14 protein-coding genes, 1 tRNA gene and 1 pseudogene are annotated in these 18,311 nt (G+C 42.9%); 10 read left to right on the forward strand and 6 right to left on the reverse strand.

Annotated elements, in window-relative coordinates; all coding sequences use genetic code 11:
• Positions 1-234: 234 nt before the first annotated feature.
• Positions 235-321: transfer RNA gene (locus O9295_RS01370), tRNA-Ser, on the reverse strand.
• 245 nt (positions 322-566) lie between these two features.
• Between O9295_RS01370 and O9295_RS01375 the strand changes: the two genes are divergently transcribed.
• The 6 genes and pseudogenes from O9295_RS01375 to O9295_RS27645 all read left to right on the forward strand — a co-directional run bounded on the left by O9295_RS01375 (position 567) and on the right by O9295_RS27645 (position 7,503).
• Positions 567-1,508: a homogentisate phytyltransferase gene (locus O9295_RS01375; protein WP_288031106.1), complete on the forward strand. Its 942-nt coding sequence runs from the start codon at positions 567-569 to the stop codon at positions 1,506-1,508.
• A 51-nt stretch (positions 1,509-1,559) separates the two neighbouring features.
• Positions 1,560-1,745: a hypothetical protein gene (locus O9295_RS01380; RefSeq protein ID WP_288031108.1), complete on the forward strand. Its 186-nt coding sequence runs from the start codon at positions 1,560-1,562 to the stop codon at positions 1,743-1,745.
• A 343-nt stretch (positions 1,746-2,088) separates the two neighbouring features.
• Entirely contained in the window at positions 2,089-2,382 is a 294-nt protein-coding gene (locus tag O9295_RS01385) for a type II toxin-antitoxin system RelE/ParE family toxin (protein WP_024970831.1), read from the forward strand.
• A gap of 8 nt (positions 2,383-2,390) precedes the next feature.
• Positions 2,391-2,720 carry a HigA family addiction module antitoxin gene (locus tag O9295_RS01390; protein WP_002735448.1) on the forward strand — a complete coding sequence of 110 codons (330 nt, stop codon included), beginning with the start codon at positions 2,391-2,393 and terminating at the stop codon, positions 2,718-2,720.
• A gap of 26 nt (positions 2,721-2,746) precedes the next feature.
• Positions 2,747-6,946, forward strand: a complete 4,200-nt coding sequence (locus O9295_RS01395; protein WP_288031110.1) for an AAA domain-containing protein — start codon at positions 2,747-2,749, stop codon at positions 6,944-6,946.
• Between the two features lie 357 nt (positions 6,947-7,303).
• Positions 7,304-7,503: pseudogene (locus O9295_RS27645) on the forward strand (hypothetical protein).
• 16 nt (positions 7,504-7,519) lie between these two features.
• On the opposite strand, the gene O9295_RS01400 reads toward O9295_RS27645, so the two are convergent.
• The 5 genes from O9295_RS01400 to tig all read right to left on the reverse strand — a co-directional run bounded on the left by O9295_RS01400 (position 7,520) and on the right by tig (position 12,743).
• A complete protein-coding gene (locus tag O9295_RS01400; protein ID WP_288031112.1) occupies positions 7,520-8,377 on the reverse strand; it encodes an alpha/beta fold hydrolase in 858 nt (285 codons plus the stop codon).
• Between the two features lie 223 nt (positions 8,378-8,600).
• Positions 8,601-8,807: a hypothetical protein gene (locus O9295_RS01405; RefSeq protein WP_002737934.1), complete on the reverse strand. Its 207-nt coding sequence runs from the start codon at positions 8,805-8,807 to the stop codon at positions 8,601-8,603.
• Between the two features lie 21 nt (positions 8,808-8,828).
• Positions 8,829-10,163 carry an ATP-dependent protease ATP-binding subunit ClpX gene (clpX, locus tag O9295_RS01410; RefSeq protein WP_045360942.1) on the reverse strand — a complete coding sequence of 445 codons (1,335 nt, stop codon included), beginning with the start codon at positions 10,161-10,163 and terminating at the stop codon, positions 8,829-8,831.
• Positions 10,164-10,173: 10 nt separating this feature from the next.
• Positions 10,174-10,875, reverse strand: coding sequence for an ATP-dependent Clp endopeptidase proteolytic subunit ClpP (clpP, locus tag O9295_RS01415; RefSeq protein ID WP_002736918.1), 702 nt, complete (start codon positions 10,873-10,875; stop codon positions 10,174-10,176).
• A 476-nt stretch (positions 10,876-11,351) separates the two neighbouring features.
• A complete protein-coding gene (gene tig / locus O9295_RS01420) occupies positions 11,352-12,743 on the reverse strand; it encodes a trigger factor (protein ID WP_147071698.1) in 1,392 nt (463 codons plus the stop codon).
• Positions 12,744-13,067: 324 nt separating this feature from the next.
• Here tig and O9295_RS01425 point away from each other — a divergent pair, with 324 nt between their 5' ends.
• From O9295_RS01425 to larB, 4 genes are all read left to right on the forward strand, one after another.
• Positions 13,068-14,105: an aspartate-semialdehyde dehydrogenase gene (locus O9295_RS01425; RefSeq protein ID WP_061432648.1), complete on the forward strand. Its 1,038-nt coding sequence runs from the start codon at positions 13,068-13,070 to the stop codon at positions 14,103-14,105.
• Positions 14,106-14,385: 280 nt separating this feature from the next.
• On the forward strand, positions 14,386-15,279 hold the full coding sequence (gene dapA / locus O9295_RS01430; RefSeq protein WP_002803691.1) for a 4-hydroxy-tetrahydrodipicolinate synthase: 894 nt from the start codon (positions 14,386-14,388) through the stop codon (positions 15,277-15,279).
• 242 nt (positions 15,280-15,521) lie between these two features.
• Positions 15,522-17,270, forward strand: a complete 1,749-nt coding sequence (locus tag O9295_RS01435) for a ribonuclease J (RefSeq protein ID WP_288031116.1) — start codon at positions 15,522-15,524, stop codon at positions 17,268-17,270.
• Positions 17,271-17,481: 211 nt separating this feature from the next.
• Entirely contained in the window at positions 17,482-18,252 is a 771-nt protein-coding gene (gene larB, locus O9295_RS01440) for a nickel pincer cofactor biosynthesis protein LarB (protein WP_002758604.1), read from the forward strand.
• The last annotated feature ends 59 nt before the right edge of the window (positions 18,253-18,311 follow it).

Genomic DNA, 18,311 nt, shown 5'->3' on the forward strand with positions numbered 1-18,311 from the left:
TGGGAGTGGTCGGGGGGAAAATTCCGGGACTTTTTCCCTGAAAATTAGGTAATTTACCCGATGAAAATGGGTAAAACCCCACACCCCACACCCCACACCCTACACCCTGCCCCTAGGAAAAACTTTTTCAGCAGACCCTAAGTAGTCGCCAACCACCCAGGACAACGCTCTATCTCTTAAGACAGTTGACCAAAAATTATGGCTGAGAAGGACAGCACTAAATTATCAGTTCAACGGAGAGGGTGGGATTTGAACCCACGTTAGGTGTTACCCTAAAGCAGATTTCGAGTCTGCCGCATTCAACCACTCTGCCACCTCTCCACAGGGTTTGAGTCTGGATTATCATTTTAACAGATTACTTGTCCTAGTTGATTTTTTTTGATAGACCTCTGGCATAATTGATTTTTGAGGGTTTAAAAACGTCAAAAATAAGGATTAAGTGGCATAAAATCGGTAAATAGACCATTTAATTGATTATTATTCATTCCCAATTCTCCTGACTACCGACTACTGACGACCGACCCCTCACCAACCACGACAATTTTTGATTTTTAGCAAGAGGTCTGATGAATCAAGCTCCTTTTCTTCCAGTTAACCATCCCCAGCCTAACTTTCTTGACCGGTTAGGGAGTCTCTGGAAATTTTCCCGTCCCCATACGATTATCGGCACTTCTTTGAGTGTTTTAAGTCTGTATTTAATTGCTTTGGGCAATATTAGCGATTTTTTTAGCCATTGGTCGGTTTTATTGCTCACTTGGGTCGCTTGTCTCGCGGGTAATATCTATATCGTCGGTTTAAATCAGTTGGAAGACATCGACATCGATAAAATCAATAAACCCCAGCTTCCCCTCGCCAAGGGCGAATTTTCTCGGTTAACAGGACAGTTGATCGTGGGGTTTACTGGTATTTTAGCAATTATACTGGCTTTTATCGGTGGTTTTTGGCTGTTAATCACCGTGGGGATTAGTTTACTCATCGGCACTGCCTATTCCTTGCCACCAGTGCGGTTAAAACGCTTTCCCCTCTGGGCAGCCTTCTGTATTTTTACCGTCCGGGGTGTCATCGTCAATTTAGGTCTTTTTCGCCACTACAACACAGTTATCAATCAAAATCAGTCTATCTATCCCTCAGTCTGGGTTTTAACAGCTTTTGTTCTCGTTTTCACCGTTGCGATCGCTATTTTCAAGGATGTTCCTGACCTAGAAGGCGATCGCATTTACCAAATTACCACTTTTACCCTGCTGCTCGGCCCTCAAAAAATCTTAACAATTTCCCTATTGACAATTTCTCTATGTTATGCTGGTATGATTGCCGTCGGTCTCTTGGGAATAACGGGAATTAATTCTCCTCTGGCCATTGTCGCCCATCTGCTCCTACTTGTTCTTCTTTGCTGGCGTAGTCGCGGAGTAAATTTAGAAGATAAAAGCGAAATCAGCCGATTCTACCAATTTATTTGGAAATTATTCTTCCTGGAATACCTGATATTTCCCCTCGCTTGTTTAATATGAAAATATCTCCTTTTGCTAGGTAGTTTTATTATCACTCAAAATGGGGCAAATATGCAGGGAAATTTTATCACTCCCGTGACTTTAAGAGTCGAGAAAACTAATACAGGTGAGCGCATTTTAGCCACGGGTAGCGAGGAATTTTTTCTGGTGATGACCGTGCAGAAAAGTCGTCCCCCAGCAGTTAAAATTATCGGGAGCATCTCATTGATGCAAGTGAGTAATTATACTTATCCCTAAAGCTGGTTTCTAGCAAGGCTTTCAAAATAGTTTGACATAAAAACCTGATTTAGGGGTTACAAATTGTCATAAGGATTTTTATGTCATGAAACCTTAAATTTGGAATTGCTGCTCATTTTTAGGTGCGCTCGCACTTAGACTCACAGATTCAATTAATGTGCATGGTGGGTTCCCTAATGTGGCTCCTACTGATCCAGCGATCGATTTTGGGGAACGCACCCTACAGCGATGGCGATCACAGTGGCATATCTCAGCATTGAGGTGACGTTAGCCACAAGCCAGATTTAGCTAAGTTATTCCTCTTCTGCTTTGCATAGCATGATAGCCGTGATACCATGAAGCTATGATCGTTTCATTTGGAGTCAATGGGACAGAGGATATCTTCAACGGTGTGGATACGAGAGCAGCTCGGCGCACCTGTCCAAAAACGGCGTGGGCAGTGGCGCGACGCAAGCTCGACCAGCTTGACTCTGTGGTCTCCCTTGACGATCTCCGAATTCCACCAGGGAATAAGTTGGAGGCACTCCGAGGAGATAGGAAGGGGCAGTACAGCATCCGAATCAACGACCAGTACCGCATCTGTTTCGTTTGGACAGAAAGCGGACCTTCTCAAGTAGAGATAGTGGACTACCATTGAGGTGAAAGATGATCCGAGTACCAACCCATCGCGCCCCCAGCCATCCAGGAGAAGTTCTCCTTTATGATTTTCTGGAACCGATGAACCTGACACAGCGAGAGCTGGCTTTAAGACTTCACGTTCCTTACCAGCGAGTCAACGAGCTAGTCAATGCCCGACGAGGCATTACCCCCAGCACGGCACTCCGTCTGGCAAAGTTCTTCGGCAACTCACCCGATTTCTGGCTGAATCTGCAATTGCGGTGGGATATTTATCAGGTAAAAAAGAAGGAGGACGGGGAAATAGAGAAAATATCTCCTCTAAAGTGTTGTAAAATGACAAATTTTAGTGAATTATAATACAAACATTCGAGAAATCTACGAATATGCCCGACGAAAATACGGAGAACCAAGAAGCTCAAATGACAATGCCATTTGTTAGAGCTACTGACATTGCTGAATATATTCGTTATCAATCATGCGATCGCCGTTTTAAGTTAAAGTACAAAAATTATGAACTTGCCAAAAAAGATATTCCTTTTTATGAGTTGATTTTTTCAACCTCTTTAGACCCGGTTTTAGAAGCAGAAGGTCGAAAAAGAGAGGATGAATGGGAGAAATCACTTAAAAAACAAGGATTAGTAGATTTAACCCAAATAGAGCAGAATTCTAAGAAAGACAAATCAACTAATTGGAATGACTTTGTTGAAAAGTTAACAAATTTGTCAGTCGGACAAAAAGCTTATGGACGAGAAATTGGTATCAATGGAAAACTGGGAGAATTTGAGATTAGTGGGCAAATTGATTTTGTAATTGTTTTTTGGGAAAATGAACAACCTAAACTGCGATTAGTTGAGTGTAAAGCGTCTCGAAAAGATAGAACTTATCATCGAGTACAAGTTGCTTTATATAGAATGCTTGTATGTCAACTGATAAACGATAATCCAATCACTATCAATGGAATAAATTTAAAGCCTAAAAATATTGAATGTGTTGTAGTTCGCATTGATGAAAATACTAATAAAAGTCAAGATATTATTAAATCTGAAGCTTTAAACCTAGATACAATAGAAGCTGATATTAATCGTTTAGTAGCTTCTGATGGTGTACTAAAGCGTATTGTTGAAACTGATTTAACTAATTTAGATTATCAATTAGACCAAAAATGTAGTGACTGCACATTGAGTGTTCATTGTTTAGCTGAAAGTGCAAGAGAACGCCGTTTAGAATTATTGGGAATAGATTCATCAGTTGTTAAATCATTGAATAAAGTAGGTATTCAAAATCTTGATGATTTAGCCGAGATTGACTTAGCAGGAAATCAAGCTATTCAACTTCAAAAAGATATAAGTTTTACAGAGAATCTAGAACTGCTTAAATTAAAGGCAAACACTCGTAGGCGGACTCTTCCTGGTGGAGACTTAGATCCAAGAACCTATGAAGTGCAACAACTGCCAAAATATTCAGGTAACAGTCAACTTCCTGAACATACAATTAATGGAGAAAGACTCATTCGTGTCTATCTTTCTGTTGAATATGATTATGTAGAAAATAGAATAGGTGCGCTGGCTGCTCATGTTACTAAAAGTGAGGGAAAATTAGACCCAAAATTTGAGCAAAATGCAGATGATAAATGGCAACCAGTTCCCAATATTAAAGAATATTTAGAAGAAGAAGAAGGAATTGATAAAAATCATAAACGTATTTTTAAAGAAAAAGAACTTGAAGGAGAAGATTTAATTAAATTTAAAACTTCAGCATGGACAGGAGATTATAAAGAAGATAATGGTTCTGAAAAAGAGTTAATACAAGGATTTTTATTAGAATTAGTGGGTGCAATCGACTCGGTTGCGGAAACAGAACAAGCCCCCATTCATTTTTATGTTTGGTCACGTCAAGAAATGACTCAATTAGTTGAGGGTTGTTCTCGTGTTAGTTCTCAATTATTAAGTCATTTACGAGAATTGTTGGGTTGTCGGGAAAGTTTAGAACAACTTATTTACTCTTGTCTTTCCGATGAAGTAGATCGCCATTATGCTTTAGGATGGACAGGTAGAGATTTAGCCGTTGTAAGTTCTCTAAAGTGGTTTGGAAGGCGTTATCATTGGCAACGAAAAATTAGTGGTAAAGTTGTTAGTTTAGATCAAGTTTTTTCTCAAGATGTTTTTGATTTTAAGACAAACTTAGAAATTGATGAGAATAATCAATGGGCAGTATCAAATTCTCAAAATACCCGTAAACATCAGTTTGAAGTTAGACTAAGATACTTTAATTCTCTAAGTGCAGCTTATTGGCGAGCTTGTTGGAAAAAACTTCCCGACCCTAATAATCGCAACCTTAAACCAAAAATAAAAAATTCTATTGAACGCTACAATCAAGCACAAAAACCGAATTATTTAAAAGAGTATTTTCGCGCTCGTACTCATGCTATCAGATGGATTGAAGAAGGAATTAGATTTAAGAATGCAGAAATAATTAAAGAATCTTTGACTATTGCTGATTTACCCGATTTTAGTTTAGGTGTGGATGATGCTGCCCAGGCAGCTATTGATTTTCTTCGTTTGGATCAGCACGTTAAGGTAACAGATTGGATTGCTAATCATTTAATACCACCTATCTACCGTGTTTCTTTAGGGAGAACAATACCTGTAAAAAATGTAAGGTTACAGGGTAATAATAGACTAACAGCAGAAATTAATCTTGATGGATATAATATTACGGCTGAAGTTTTACAAGCTAACTGCACCATTGATGTAGATTCTTTTGTTAGGCTTAGTCCTAGTTCCGAAAATCCACATCAAGGTCAAACAATCAGACAACTTTTTGCTGGTGGAAGTACCTGTGTTGTAGAAAAAATTGACTGGGATACTGAGCAGATAGAGCTTTCTGTTATTCCTGGTAAGTCACAACTCTATCAACTTTACAGTAAATCTTATAACGGCGTAACACAAGTTTTTCAAAACGCGACTTTAGATGAAAGTCCATCGGATTTTGTTGCTGGAAAAGTTGATGATAAACTACAAAAAAGTCGAGGAAATCATGTTTGTCAGTGGTTAAATCCGCAAAATCCTCAAATCCCCCCACAAACTCCTATTTCGGAGAATGATTTAGAACAATACCGTAATCTACTTGATACTTTACCGTTATCAAACAATCAAAAACTGGATGAAAAGCAACTTGAAGTAATTATTAAGGGATTGAATACAAGAATTCAACTTTTACAAGGACCACCGGGAACTGGGAAAACAGAAACAACTGCGATCGCTACTTTTCTAAGAATCTTGGCGCGTCGCACTGCTGGCGATATTGTTCTGATTACGGCTCATACTCATACGGCTGTAGATAATTTACTCTTACGTTTAGATAAATTGTTGCCAACTTTGCAAAAACACGCCACTAATTTGAACCTAAATGTGCCATCAATTCAACTTAGTCGAGTAGATTCTAGAGATCAAGATATTTTTCAAAATACAGATATAACGACTTTCTCTTCTCATCCTTGTGTTACTCAAGTTAATACAATGCGTTCAAATAGAGTTTTAGTTATTGGAGGGACAACTAATGCAATTTTAAAAATGATTAATGAGTTAAATACAAAACCAAGATTTTTAATAGACTATCCTCAAGGTTTTCAAACAACTACTTTAATAGTCGATGAAGCAAGTATGATGGTATTTCCTCACTTTCTGGCTTTAGCTACATTAGTTAAAGATGATGGTGAAATTATGTTGGCAGGAGATCACAGACAACTCGCTCCTATTATTACTCATGATTGGGAAAATGAAGATCGTCCTCCTGTTTTACTTTATCAACCCTATGTCAGTGCTTATCAAGCTATTCAAAATCTTAAAGAAAACTCAGATATTGAAATATCTGATGAAGCAATATTACGTTCCGCTTTAGATTATACTCATCGTTTACCCCATGAAATTCGTGAACTTATTGCACGTCTTTATCGCAAAGATAACATTGAATTACAAGGAAAACCAAGAGATGAAAATATAAAACAAGATGAAATTACGGGAAATTGGGAAAAACTTTTACAGGGAAATGGAGGTCTTTATCTTGTTGTTCATGATGAACGTGAATCAAAACTTAGCAATCAAATTGAAGTGAAAATAATCAAAAAAATTCTTGATGCGGGAGGAGATATTCCTAATGGTTCTACTGCAATTCTTACACCCCATCGCGCTCAAAGATCGCTACTAAAAACCAAATTAGCAAATTATATAAATGCTGTAGATGTAATTGATACAGTCGAGAAAGTGCAGGGTGGTGAGCGTGACAATGTGATTGTTTCTGCCACGGCAAGTAATTCATCAGCAATTGGCAAGAATGTGGAGTTCATTCTTAGTTTAAATCGCTCAAACGTTGCATTTTCAAGAGTTAAAAAGCGTTTAATAGTAGTTTGCTCTAAAACTCTCCTAGATTATATTCCAAAAGAGATTGAACACTATGAAGAAGCAACATTATGGAAAGCTTTACGTTCTGAATGTACCGATACTCTGTTTAATGACAATATTGATAAGCATCAAGTACAGGTTTTGACAAGCTCACTAAAAAGCCGAACTAAGGAAGGCGATTAAGGATAACTTTGCTGCCTTGATTGACTACTGGGCGATCGATTGGGATTATGACGGCATAACCTTATTTGATGCTGACTTGTAATTGATAATAACTGAGCAATGGAGTATTAAGAGACTAGCTATACTTCTAACGAGGGTCTGCTGAAAAAGTTTTTCCTAGGGGCAGGGTGTAGGGTGTGGGGTGTGGGGTGTGGGGTTTTACCCATTTTCATCGGGTAAATTACCTAATTTTCAGGGAAAAAGTCCCGGAATTTTCCCCCCGACCACTCCGTTATCTGGTACTTTTTGATTGTCAAAAAGTCTATAAGTCTTTCCCAAGATGGTTTTTTGTTTTATTAAGCAACCCCTATTTAGGTTATGCTTAAAAATTTTTTTGGTGGGGACTGGGTGTGGGGTGTGGGGTGTGGGGTGTGGGGTGTAAGTTTTTACAGATTTTCATCTGGTCAATTACCTAATTTTTAGGGAAAAAGTCCCTGAATTTTCCCTCCGATCACTCCCAGATATGGTACTTTTTGATTGACAAAAAGTCTAAAAGTCTTACCCAACAAGGTTTTTAGCTTTATTCAGCCAACCCTAATTAATTTCTAAAAAATCTTGCAATTTTTTTAGATAAGTAGGGGCATCTTCTAACATGGGAAAGTGAGCAGTATTAGCCATCTCCACATACTGGATATTATTATTCAAATCCGCCGCCATTTTGCCCATTTTGGCGGGGATAATAATGTCTTTTTCCCCTGATACTAAAAGAGTTGGTATCTTAATCTCTGCAAATTTATCCGGCATAATTTCCACTGCTTTTTTACTCACAGATGTATAAATTGTGCCTAGGGCGGCCTCGTAATCTGCCGCTAAAAAATCTTCTAAAAAAGCAATTCTTTCTGATTTTGGGATCGATCGATGCAAAAATCTCGCCATAAATAATCGATCGGCAAAAGGGACTTTTAAAAACCAATCATAACGAAACTGTACCACATACTTACCGAATTTATGGAAGGCAGCAAAAGCCGCTTTATTATACTCAAAAATGCCATTACAGGTTAAAACTGCTTTGACCACTCTTTCGGGGTACATAGTAATAAAAAAAGTCGCCACCGATGCCCCCATAGAGTGACTATTGAGATAGACTTTTTCAATTTCCAAACTATCTAAAAACAAGGCTAGATCAAGGGCATATTCTTCTAAATCGTAGGAAAGATCGGGGGATTTTTCCGGCAATTTAGACCGACCAAAACCCCGCATATCGTACAATAAACAATCAAAGCGATCGCAAATTGCCGCAGCCGTCGATCGCCAATAGCGTCCCGATCCTCCCCAACCATGAATAAACACCATCACTGGCTTTTTCTGGGGAGATTCCGACTGTCGAATCCACTCGTAATAATGGGGAACACCGCGAACAGTGACTGTTTTATCGATTATTTGAGTTTTCATGATAGTTAAGTAGGGAGGTACAATTATTTGTAGGATGGGTTAGCGGTAGCGTAACCCATGCGGGCGTTGGGTTTCATGCTTCAACCCAACCTACGTTCATCTTATATTTAATTCCACCCACCTACTTAGATACCTAGCCATCCTCGTAAAGAGTTTTGCCAACGTCGCGCATCTGTGTCCGATAGTCGTCCGATTGTCTTAAGGATAACGAACGAGAACGATTTCAAGCTTCGAGTAATCGTTCATAGATGTCGTCTTCCAGATTATCCCAAATCTTAGCCAGTGCAGTTTCGCTGACTTTTTGCCAGAAATCCGAGTTTGTCTCCTCCGGGATGAGGGTGACTAAAACCCTAGTACCCTCTGGAATCGGCACGGATTCGAGGAGTTCGATCCGGCCTTCTTTGACGATCGCAGGAACGGTGTTCAGCATGGTTAACCTCGATTTTTACCCTTAAGCGGATTCTTGACTGGGTAGAGAGGAAGGATGAACCAATAGATCTGCCGTGGAACGTTTTTCCACCATTTCGCGGGTGATTAAACATCGTTTCACGTCCTTGCGCGAGGGCAATTCGTACATGACATCGAGCATTAATTCCTCGACAATACCCCGCAGGGCCCGGGCCCCAGTTTTGCGACGATAGGCCTCTTGGGCGATCGCTAGGACGGCATCAGATTTAAACTCTAACTGTACATTGTCCATCTTCAACAGTTTTTGATACTGTTTCACCAAAGCGTTGCGGGGTTGCGTCAGGATAGCGATTAAAGCTTCCTCATCCAGGGGGGACAGTGCCGCTAGGACGGGAATCCGACCGACAAACTCTGGAATCATGCCAAATTTGACTAAATCATCGGGAGTCATTTGTTTTAATAACCCTGCCGCTACCTTATCCTTACTAGCTTGGCCATCTCCCGGTTGAATAAAGCCCATGGATTTTTTACCGAGACGCTGATCGATCACCTTATCTAAACCGACAAACGCCCCACCGCAGATAAACAGGATATTGCTGGTGTCGATCTGAATACAATCCTGATAGGGGTGTTTGCGGCCGCCTTGGGGGGGAACATTGGCGATCGTTCCCTCTAACATTTTCAGTAAAGCTTGCTGTACCCCTTCTCCGGACACATCCCGGGTAATCGAGGTATTTTCGCTCTTGCGGGCAATTTTATCGATTTCATCGATGTAGATAATGCCCCGCTGCGCTTCTTCCACGTCTAAATCTGCCACTTGCAACAGACGCAAGAGAATATTTTCCACATCTTCCCCCACATAACCGGCCTCGGTTAACGTGGTGGCATCGGCGACAGCAAAAGGTACATCGAGGATTTTGGCCAGAGTTTGAGCCAGAAGGGTTTTTCCCGATCCTGTGGGACCAATTAACAGAATATTAGATTTTTGCAGTTCGATGCTATCTTCCGGATTGCCGCCACTGGCTTTTTGGGTTTGGATATCTTTGAGGCGTTTGTAATGGTTATAAACGGCCACAGAAAGCACTTTTTTCGCCTCATTTTGACCAATAACGTAGTCATCGAGGTATTTTTTAATCTCTCTTGGTTTGGGAATTTGTTCCCAAGTGGTTTTGTTTTGGCCCGATCGCCGTTTGTTGGGGCGTTCCTCCACTGGGGCGACCGGACTGGGCGGTTCCATCAATTCCTCATCGAGAATTTCGTTACACAGTTCCACACACTCGTCACAAATATAGACCCCCGGCCCGGCGATTAATTTTCGCACTTGTTCCTGGGATTTGCCGCAAAATGAACACTTGAGGTGGGAGTCGTATTTAGACATAGTTTATTATTTACAGGGAAGTAACGGGAACGGTAGGATCGGGCAGTTCGGGACGGGAAATCACCAGATCGATTAACCCATATTCTTTGGCTTCGACGGCCGACATGAAAAAGTCCCGTTCGGTGTCGTTGGCGATGCGATCATAGGGTTGACCGGTGTGGTGAGCCAGCATGGTATTGAGTCTCTGTTTAATATAGAGGATCTCTTTGGCTTGGATGGCGATATCACTAGCTTGACCTTGGGCACCGCCGAGGGGTTGGTGAATCATGATCCGGCTACTGGGTAGGGACATCCGTTTACCTGCCGCGCCACCACAAAGCAGGAATGCTCCCATACTAGCGGCTAAACCGAAACAAATTGTCGCCACGTCGGGGCGAATTTGTTGCATGGTGTCGTAGATAGCTAGTCCGGCATAAACGGAACCACCGGGGGAGTTGATATAGAGTTGGATATCTTTTTCGGGATCTTCTGCCTCCAAGTAGAGGAGTTGGGCAACGATCGAATCAGCGACCTGATCATCGACGGGAGTTCCCAAAAAGACAATTCTCTCGCGCAAGAGTCGAGAATAGATATCAAAAGCCCGTTCACCCATGCCAGACTGTTCGATTACCACGGGTAAAACGTTAGCTAGGGAGTTTCTCCCCGTGTTGGCGTAGATAGCAGGGCGACAATTACTGGTAATTGGGTAGTCAGGTGATCTCGATTCGAGCATAATTTTTTCGGTTCCGCTATCACAATCTTAGGGTTTTTGCTTGGCTGTGGAGCTTTTATTGGCAAATGTTAAGCATCTTTAGCACTTCTGTCCATCTATTATGCCCTAAGTTTCCCCCGGTTGGCAGGAATCGGTTATCAGTTATCAGTTATCAGTTATCAGTTATCAGTTATCAGTTTTAGACACAGCAAGCCTTTTAGGGATTTAAAGAACATTTAAAAGGGGGTTTTTGGGGCAATTCTGAGTGTACTATCATGCCTAAAAGCCTGAAGACTCGTAAAATGAACTTGTTAATCCCGTTGAATTTTACCCCGTATTACGTGAACTAAAACCTGAAACCCTTGCTACAGCGCAAATTTAGAATTGCTGAGTTATCAGGGAATGGGGGAATGGGGGAATGGGGGAATTAAACTAATACCCCAAAACCCTAACACCCTAACACCCCAACACCCAACACGACCGCTAACTCCTTACGGTTATTCTTCCTCAGCTGCCAACACTTCCACTTCGGTGAATGCGAAGGTTTCTTCTGTTTCCTCCTCCTCGCTTGTTTCTTCCTCTAGGGAACCTTTGGGGACAAGGGTGATAGTAGCTTTTTCTTTCAGCCATTCCAGGGTGTTTTCTGCCAGCATTTCTTCGGTGATCACCTGTTCCAGACGCTGCATATCTATGTCGCGATCGGACAATTGGGCCATGATATTAGCGATTTTTTCCGCTACCGCTTCGGGACTGACTTCAATGCCCGCGACTTTAGCCAATTCCTGCACCACGAGAGTCTGTTTCAGACTTTCGATCGCATCGGGACGAGCGTTTTCCCGCATTTTGGGAATATTATCTTTTGTAAACAACTGGTTGACATCTAGACCCATTTGTTGGAACTGCATGAAGCTTTGGGTCAAAATATGCGTCACTTCCTTTTCGATCAGCGTCTCCGGTAAATCTAAAGTCGCACCCTTGACTAATTCCTTGGTTAAAGCGTCATCAATGCTTTCTTTGGTTTCCTTCTCCGCTTGTTCTTGGAAACGTTTCTCTAAACTTGCTCTTAATTCGGCGATTGTTTCCTGATCGCTGACTTCTTGGGCAAAATCGTCGTCAAGCTCCGGTAATTCCTTCGCTTTTAACTCTTTCATCGTAATTGTAAAGATTACCGCTTTTGCTGCCACATCTTCTTTGGGATAATCTTCCGGGAAAGTCAAAGTCATCTCTTTGACTTCTTCCGGTTTCATGCCGATAATTCCTTCCACCATACCCTCGATAAAGCGTCCTGCTTCCATATCCACCCGCAGATCTTCGCCGTCAATATCCGGGATATCCTCGCCAGTTTCGGCGGATTTGCCCCGATAATCAACGATCGCCACATCTCCCAGCTGCGCCCCGCGATCTTCCACGGGAACCAATGTTGCTAACTGTTCTTGACGCTCTTTAAACCAATTTTCCACGGATTCGGGATCATAAACGGTTTCTTCGGCAGTAACGCTCAGATTTTCGTAATCTCCGAGAATAATTGTCGGGGCCACATCCAGGGAAACTGAAAAAGTCAAAGCTTTACCCGGTTCATAGGCAGCGATCAAATCCTCAAACTTAGACAATAGCTGCGGATTGCCCAGGGACTCGATACCCTCCTGTTTCAGGGCAGATTCGAGGCAATTTTCAATTAATTCCTCAATTACCGCCGCTTTTACCGCCTTAGTTCCCAATCTTTGCAGAAGGATCTGACGGGGAACCTTGCCGGGGCGAAAACCGGGTATATTAACCGACTTCGCTAAATTCTTGACCACTTGCTCGTGGGTGTTTTTCGTGGTTTCGGCGGGAATTTCAATTTCTAAACCTATCTGACTGGCAGGAAGCTTTTCCTGAATAACTTTCATTGATTTTTCTAGCTCTTACGACAAGGAACGTTTATAATAGGGTGAGCGGTGTTTACGCCTGCGGTGGATCCGTCCCGCTCGTGATATTCTAGGGGAATAGCTGCAGTTGCTCCCCAAGCTCTCACAATCTTTTTATTTTAGCGGTCAATGGGGTATATTTAATTTATTCCGTCCTTGGGGCAGTTAAGCCCAATCAGAAAATTTTGCTGATCAAAAGCCGATCAATCCAAGTTTTAGAATAACTCGGTGGACAAAAAAGATTTTTTACTGTAACGATTTCTTCGGATCATTATCATCACCCAACTCGTCAGGAGGTCACACAATTTGAGTCAAAAAGTACGGGTCGCTATTTTAGGAGCCACCGGGGCCGTGGGAACGGAATTACTAGAGTTATTAGCTAGTCGTCAATTTCCTCTCGCTAGTCTAAAATTACTGGCTTCCGAGCGTTCTGCTGGAAAAACCCTCGATTTTCGGGGCGAAAGTCTCCTAATCGAAGCGGTAAACGAGCGCTCTTTTCAGGACGTGGATATCGTTCTTGCTTCTGCGGGGGGGTCCACCTCGAAAGCTTGGGCGAAAACTATTGTCGAGTCGGGTGCGACGATGATCGATAACTCCAGTGCTTTTCGCATGAATCCCGAAGTGCCTTTAGTTGTCCCAGAAATCAATCCCGACAGTGTGGACAATCACCGGGGCATTATCGCTAATCCCAACTGTACGACAATTCTTTTAGGAGTGGCGATCTGGCCTCTCCACCAAGTACAGGCGATCGAGCGAGTAGTAGTTTCTACTTATCAGTCCGCTAGTGGTGCTGGAGCGCGAGCCATGGAGGAGGTAAAACAGCAAGCGCAAGCAATTCTTGATAATCGGCAACCTCCCACTAATTCCTTCCCCTATCCCCTCGCTTTTAATCTTTTTCCCCACAATACCCCGATTAATGGTCAAGGGTACTGCGAGGAAGAAATGAAAATGGTCAACGAAACCCGCAAGATTTTTGCTTGTCCGGGGCTGCGGGTTAGCGCCACCTGTGTAAGGGTTCCCGTGCTGCGGGCCCATTCGGAATCGGTTAACCTAGAATTTAGTCAGCCTTTTTCTGTGGTGAAGGCTAGAGAGATTCTTCAGTCCGCTCCGGGGGTAAAATTAGTGGAAGATTGGGACGCTAATTATTTTCCCATGCCAATTGATGCTACTGGTCGCGATGAAGTATTAGTGGGACGCATTCGTCAAGATATCTCCCATCCTAACGGTCTAGAATTGTGGCTATGCGGCGATCAAATTCGCAAGGGTGCGGCTTTAAATGCTGTACAAATTGCCGAACTTTTAGTCAAGAAAAATCTCGTCGGTTCAAGATTAGCAACAGTTTGATAATTAAGCGATCAGCCATCAGCTAAATCAAGGCGATAATAATTGAAAAATAGCTAATTAATCGGATAAATAAAGTCTGAAAGCTGATTGCTGATCGCTCAAAAACTGGTAACAAAGGCCGAATCTAAAACCTAATTTGTGAAGCTAAAGGCTTCGATGTACTTAGTTGATAACCTTCTTTTTGGGTAGGAAAATTGCCAGATTCTTTCTTTTGCCTCTTGCCTGTTGCCTCTTGCCTTCAGAAGCTGATAACTGATAACTGATAACTGATAACTGATAAATGAGTGAAACAACATATTTTGGACGAGTAATTACGGCGATGGTGACTCCCTTCACCGTCGAGGGTCAAGTTAATTATGCCCTGGTGGAAAAATTGGCCGATTATCTAGTTACCCACGGTAGCGATGGTATAGTGGTCTGTGGGACGACGGGAGAATCACCCACCCTAAGTTGGCAGGAAGAATACGAACTATTTAGTATTGTCAAAAAAGCGGTTAATGGTCGGGGAAAAGTGATCGCGGGGACGGGTTCTAATTCCACTTCCGAAGCGATCGAAGCTACCCAACAGGCTGCTAAACTGGGTTTAGATGGTTCTTTACAAGTGGTTCCCTACTACAATAAACCACCCCAAGAGGGTTTATACGAGCATTTTCTGACCATTGCCAAAGCTTGTCCCGATCTGCCGGTGATGCTTTATAATATCCCCGGTCGTACGGGTCAAAATATGACCCCGGAAACGATTATTAAACTGGCAGCAGTTGATAATATTGTGGCGGTAAAAGAAGCTAGTGGTAATTTAGAACAAACCTGTAAGATTTACTGTCATACTCCTGAAAATTTCGCTATTTATTCCGGCGATGATTTTCTCACCTTACCCCTAATGACCTGTGGTGCGGTGGGGGTGGTCAGTGTTGCTAGTCATCTGGTGGGAGAAGAAATCCAAGGGATGATTCAAGCTTTATTAACCGGAGATGCGGCCAAAGCGATCGAGATTAACTTGAAATTATTTCCCCTGTTTAAAGGTTTATTCTGTGCCACTAATCCAATTCCAATTAAAGCGGCCTTAAATCTAGTCGGTTGGGAGGTGGGGGGATTGCGATCTCCTTTATGTTCCCTAAGTCCCGAACTAGAAGAAGGATTAGCAAAAATTATGCAAGAATTGGCTTTAATCTAGAAAAATACTAGAAATTCTTGCCCACTAAACTGGGATTTTTCGAGAAAGTAGGTTATAATATTAATAGCTTAACTAGAAGAAAAGAAATATAGTTTAGAACTGCTAGAAAGTATTGATACTAAGTGAGTTTAGCTAGGTGTTATTTCCCTAGTTCGACTTATTCTAACTATTCATTTTTTGAGATTTCCCGTCCAAAAAAACCACCTGAAAAATCACCATAACTTACCATCAAAGGACACCTAATGAATCAAGATAAAACCGAAGCAAAACTAAAGATCATTCCCCTAGGAGGATTACACGAAATCGGCAAAAACACCTGTGTTTTTGAGTACGATGATGAGATTATTCTCCTGGATGCCGGTTTAGCTTTTCCTTCCGATGATATGCACGGGGTCAATGTAGTGCTTCCCGATATGACTTATCTAAGAGAAAATCGCCATAAAATTAAGGGTATGATCGTCACCCACGGTCACGAAGATCATATCGGTGGCATTCCCTACCATCTCAAACAATTTGATGTACCAATTATCTACGGTCCGCGTCTAGCGATGGCTTTATTGCGGGATAAATTGGAAGAAGCAGGATTAGCAAATCGTACCAAATTAGAAACCGTAGTTCCCCGGCAAATGGTGCGTTTAGGTAAATCTTTCATGGTGGAATATATCCGCAATACCCACTCGATCGCCGATAGTTTTTGTGTAGCAATTCACACTCCTTTAGGGGTAGTTATTCACACAGGAGATTTTAAAATTGACCATACTCCCGTGGATGGCGAATTCTTTGATCTACAAAAAATTGCCGAACATGGCGAGAAAGGGGTGCTATGTTTATTGAGTGATTCCACTAACGCGGAAGTACCCGGTTATACTCCTTCGGAAGCTTCCGTTTATCCCGGTTTAGAGCGGGTTTTTAACCAAGCAACGGGACGGATTATGATCACTACCTTTGCTTCCTCGGTGCATCGGATTAATCTGGTGTTGAAATTGGCCCAGAAATTTAACCGGAAAGTGGTGGTAGTGGGTCGATCGATGTTAAATGTCATCGCTCATGCGCGCAATTTGGGGTATATAAAATGTCCCGATGATCTATTTGAACCCTTGAAAGCGACCCGCAATTTAGCCGATGAAAAAATCGTCATTTTAACCACAGGCTCCCAGGGGGAACCTTTAGCGGCCATGACGCGGATTTCTAAGGGTGAACATCCTCATATTCGCGTGCGTCAGGGAGATACGATTGTCTTTTCCGCTAATCCGATTCCGGGTAATACGATCGCTGTGGTCAATACAATTGATCGCCTGATGATGCAGGGTGCTAACGTAGTTTACGGACGCGATAAGGGAATTCACGTTTCCGGCCATGGTTCCCAAGAAGACCATAAATTGATGCTATCTTTGACCCGGCCGAAGTTTTTTGTGCCAGTGCATGGAGAACACCGAATGCTGGTCAAACACGCTCAGATGGCCCAAAGTATGGGTATTGCTGCCGAAAATATGGTGATTGTCAAAAATGGTGACACGATCGAGTTAACTGGCGATCGCATTGGACTTGGCGCGCCAGTGCCTTCGGGAATCGAGTTAGTCGATCAAGCAGGTGTGGTCCACGAACACATTATGCAGGAAAGACAACAGTTAGCCGAAGATGGTGTGATTACGATCGCATCCTTCGTTAACGGGGAGGGACAATTAAGCGCACCTCCAGAGATTAATTTGCGCGGTGTGGTGACAAAAGTGGAAATCCCGCTGCTGAATCAGTTAATTATTCGGGCGATCGAACGCTGTTTAAGCGATCGCATCGGTGAATTTAAAACCGCCACGGGGTCCCCGGATTGGGCCGGTTTGCGGGCCGAAATCGAGACGACTTTGCAACGTTTAATCAAACGGGAGTTACAGAGTCAACCTCTAGTGATTTTCCTCCTGCAAGCGGCGGCAACGGAACCAGCGAACAATCGTACTTATCGCCGCCGTCGTCCCGCAGCTACCATGGCCTCCTAATAGCAGTGGGACAGGAGACTCCCAGACAGGAGACTCCCAGACAGGAGACTCCCAGACAGGAGACTCCCAGACAGGAGACAGGAGATTATTTTTATTTATCCTTCCCATCCCCCCACACCCCACTTCCCCACTTCCCCACTTCCCCACTCTCCCACTTCCCCACTTCCCCACACCCCACACCCCACACCCCACTTCCCATTGATAACTGACCATGTTCCATGCTGCCGATTTGCGATCGCTGCTGACCGCCGTTGCCAGAGGAGAAATTAACCCGGAGACAGCCTTAGATAAACTTAAACATCTGGCCTTTGAACCGGTGGAAGACTTCGCTAAAATTGACCATCATCGTCAATTAAGAACGGGATTTCCGGAGGTTATCTGGGGGCCGGGTAAAACCACCGCTCAAATCGCCCAAATTATCAATGTTTTGCGTCAAAATAGTCCCGTGGTTATGGCCACCCGCATTGAAGCAGAGATAGCAGCCCAGCTACAGGAACAGGTAACGGACTTAGTTTATTATCCCTTAGCCCGCATCTGTGCCATTGCCGCAGCCGCTCCAGAAAATCCCCCAAAAGGGATAATTTCCATCCTAACGGCGGGAACTGCCGATATTCCCGTAGCGGAGGAGGCGGCGGTTACTGCTCAATTATGCGGTTTTTCCGTGCAGCGTCTCTGGGATGTGGGAGTAGCGGGAATTCATCGCCTCTTGAATCATCGCCATCTACTGGATGCTGCCGATGTGTTAATTGTTGTTGCGGGAATGGAAGGAGCCTTACCAAGTGTGGTAGCGGGATTAGTTGATCGCCCGGTGATCGCCGTTCCCACGAGTATCGGTTACGGAACCAGTTTCGGTGGTATTGCTCCTTTGTTAACTATGCTCAATTCCTGCGCGGTCGGTATCGGTGTGGTTAATATCGATAATGGTTTTGGGGCTGCCATGTTAGCCGGCCAAATTTTACGCACGGCGGCCAGATTAGCCTAGGGTTGGCTGAATAAATCTGAAAACCTTGTTGGGTAAAACTTTTAGACCTTTTGGAAATC

The sequence above is a fragment of the Microcystis sp. LE18-22.4A genome (assembly GCF_027531105.1).
In the GTDB taxonomy this organism is placed as follows: Bacteria; Cyanobacteriota; Cyanobacteriia; order Cyanobacteriales; family Microcystaceae; genus Microcystis; species Microcystis aeruginosa.

What these genes read in the sequence shown, in the direction of transcription:
- O9295_RS01405 (WP_002737934.1), bottom strand. Translation starts at nt 8,807, where the DNA reads ATGCTGAACACCGTTCCTGCGATCGTCAAAGAAGGCCGGATCGAACTC.
- O9295_RS01390 (WP_002735448.1), top strand. Translation starts at nt 2,391, where the DNA reads ATGATCCGAGTACCAACCCATCGCGCCCCCAGCCATCCAGGAGAAGTT.
- O9295_RS01395 (WP_288031110.1), top strand. Translation starts at nt 2,747, where the DNA reads ATGCCCGACGAAAATACGGAGAACCAAGAAGCTCAAATGACAATGCCA.
- clpX (WP_045360942.1), bottom strand. Translation starts at nt 10,163, where the DNA reads ATGTCTAAATACGACTCCCACCTCAAGTGTTCATTTTGCGGCAAATCC.
- O9295_RS01380 (WP_288031108.1), top strand. Translation starts at nt 1,560, where the DNA reads ATGCAGGGAAATTTTATCACTCCCGTGACTTTAAGAGTCGAGAAAACT.
- O9295_RS01385 (WP_024970831.1), top strand. Translation starts at nt 2,089, where the DNA reads ATGATCGTTTCATTTGGAGTCAATGGGACAGAGGATATCTTCAACGGT.
- O9295_RS01435 (WP_288031116.1), top strand. Translation starts at nt 15,522, where the DNA reads ATGAATCAAGATAAAACCGAAGCAAAACTAAAGATCATTCCCCTAGGA.
- tig (WP_147071698.1), bottom strand. Translation starts at nt 12,743, where the DNA reads ATGAAAGTTATTCAGGAAAAGCTTCCTGCCAGTCAGATAGGTTTAGAA.
- larB (WP_002758604.1), top strand. Translation starts at nt 17,482, where the DNA reads ATGTTCCATGCTGCCGATTTGCGATCGCTGCTGACCGCCGTTGCCAGA.
- dapA (WP_002803691.1), top strand. Translation starts at nt 14,386, where the DNA reads ATGAGTGAAACAACATATTTTGGACGAGTAATTACGGCGATGGTGACT.
- O9295_RS01375 (WP_288031106.1), top strand. Translation starts at nt 567, where the DNA reads ATGAATCAAGCTCCTTTTCTTCCAGTTAACCATCCCCAGCCTAACTTT.
- O9295_RS01400 (WP_288031112.1), bottom strand. Translation starts at nt 8,377, where the DNA reads ATGAAAACTCAAATAATCGATAAAACAGTCACTGTTCGCGGTGTTCCC.
- clpP (WP_002736918.1), bottom strand. Translation starts at nt 10,875, where the DNA reads ATGCTCGAATCGAGATCACCTGACTACCCAATTACCAGTAATTGTCGC.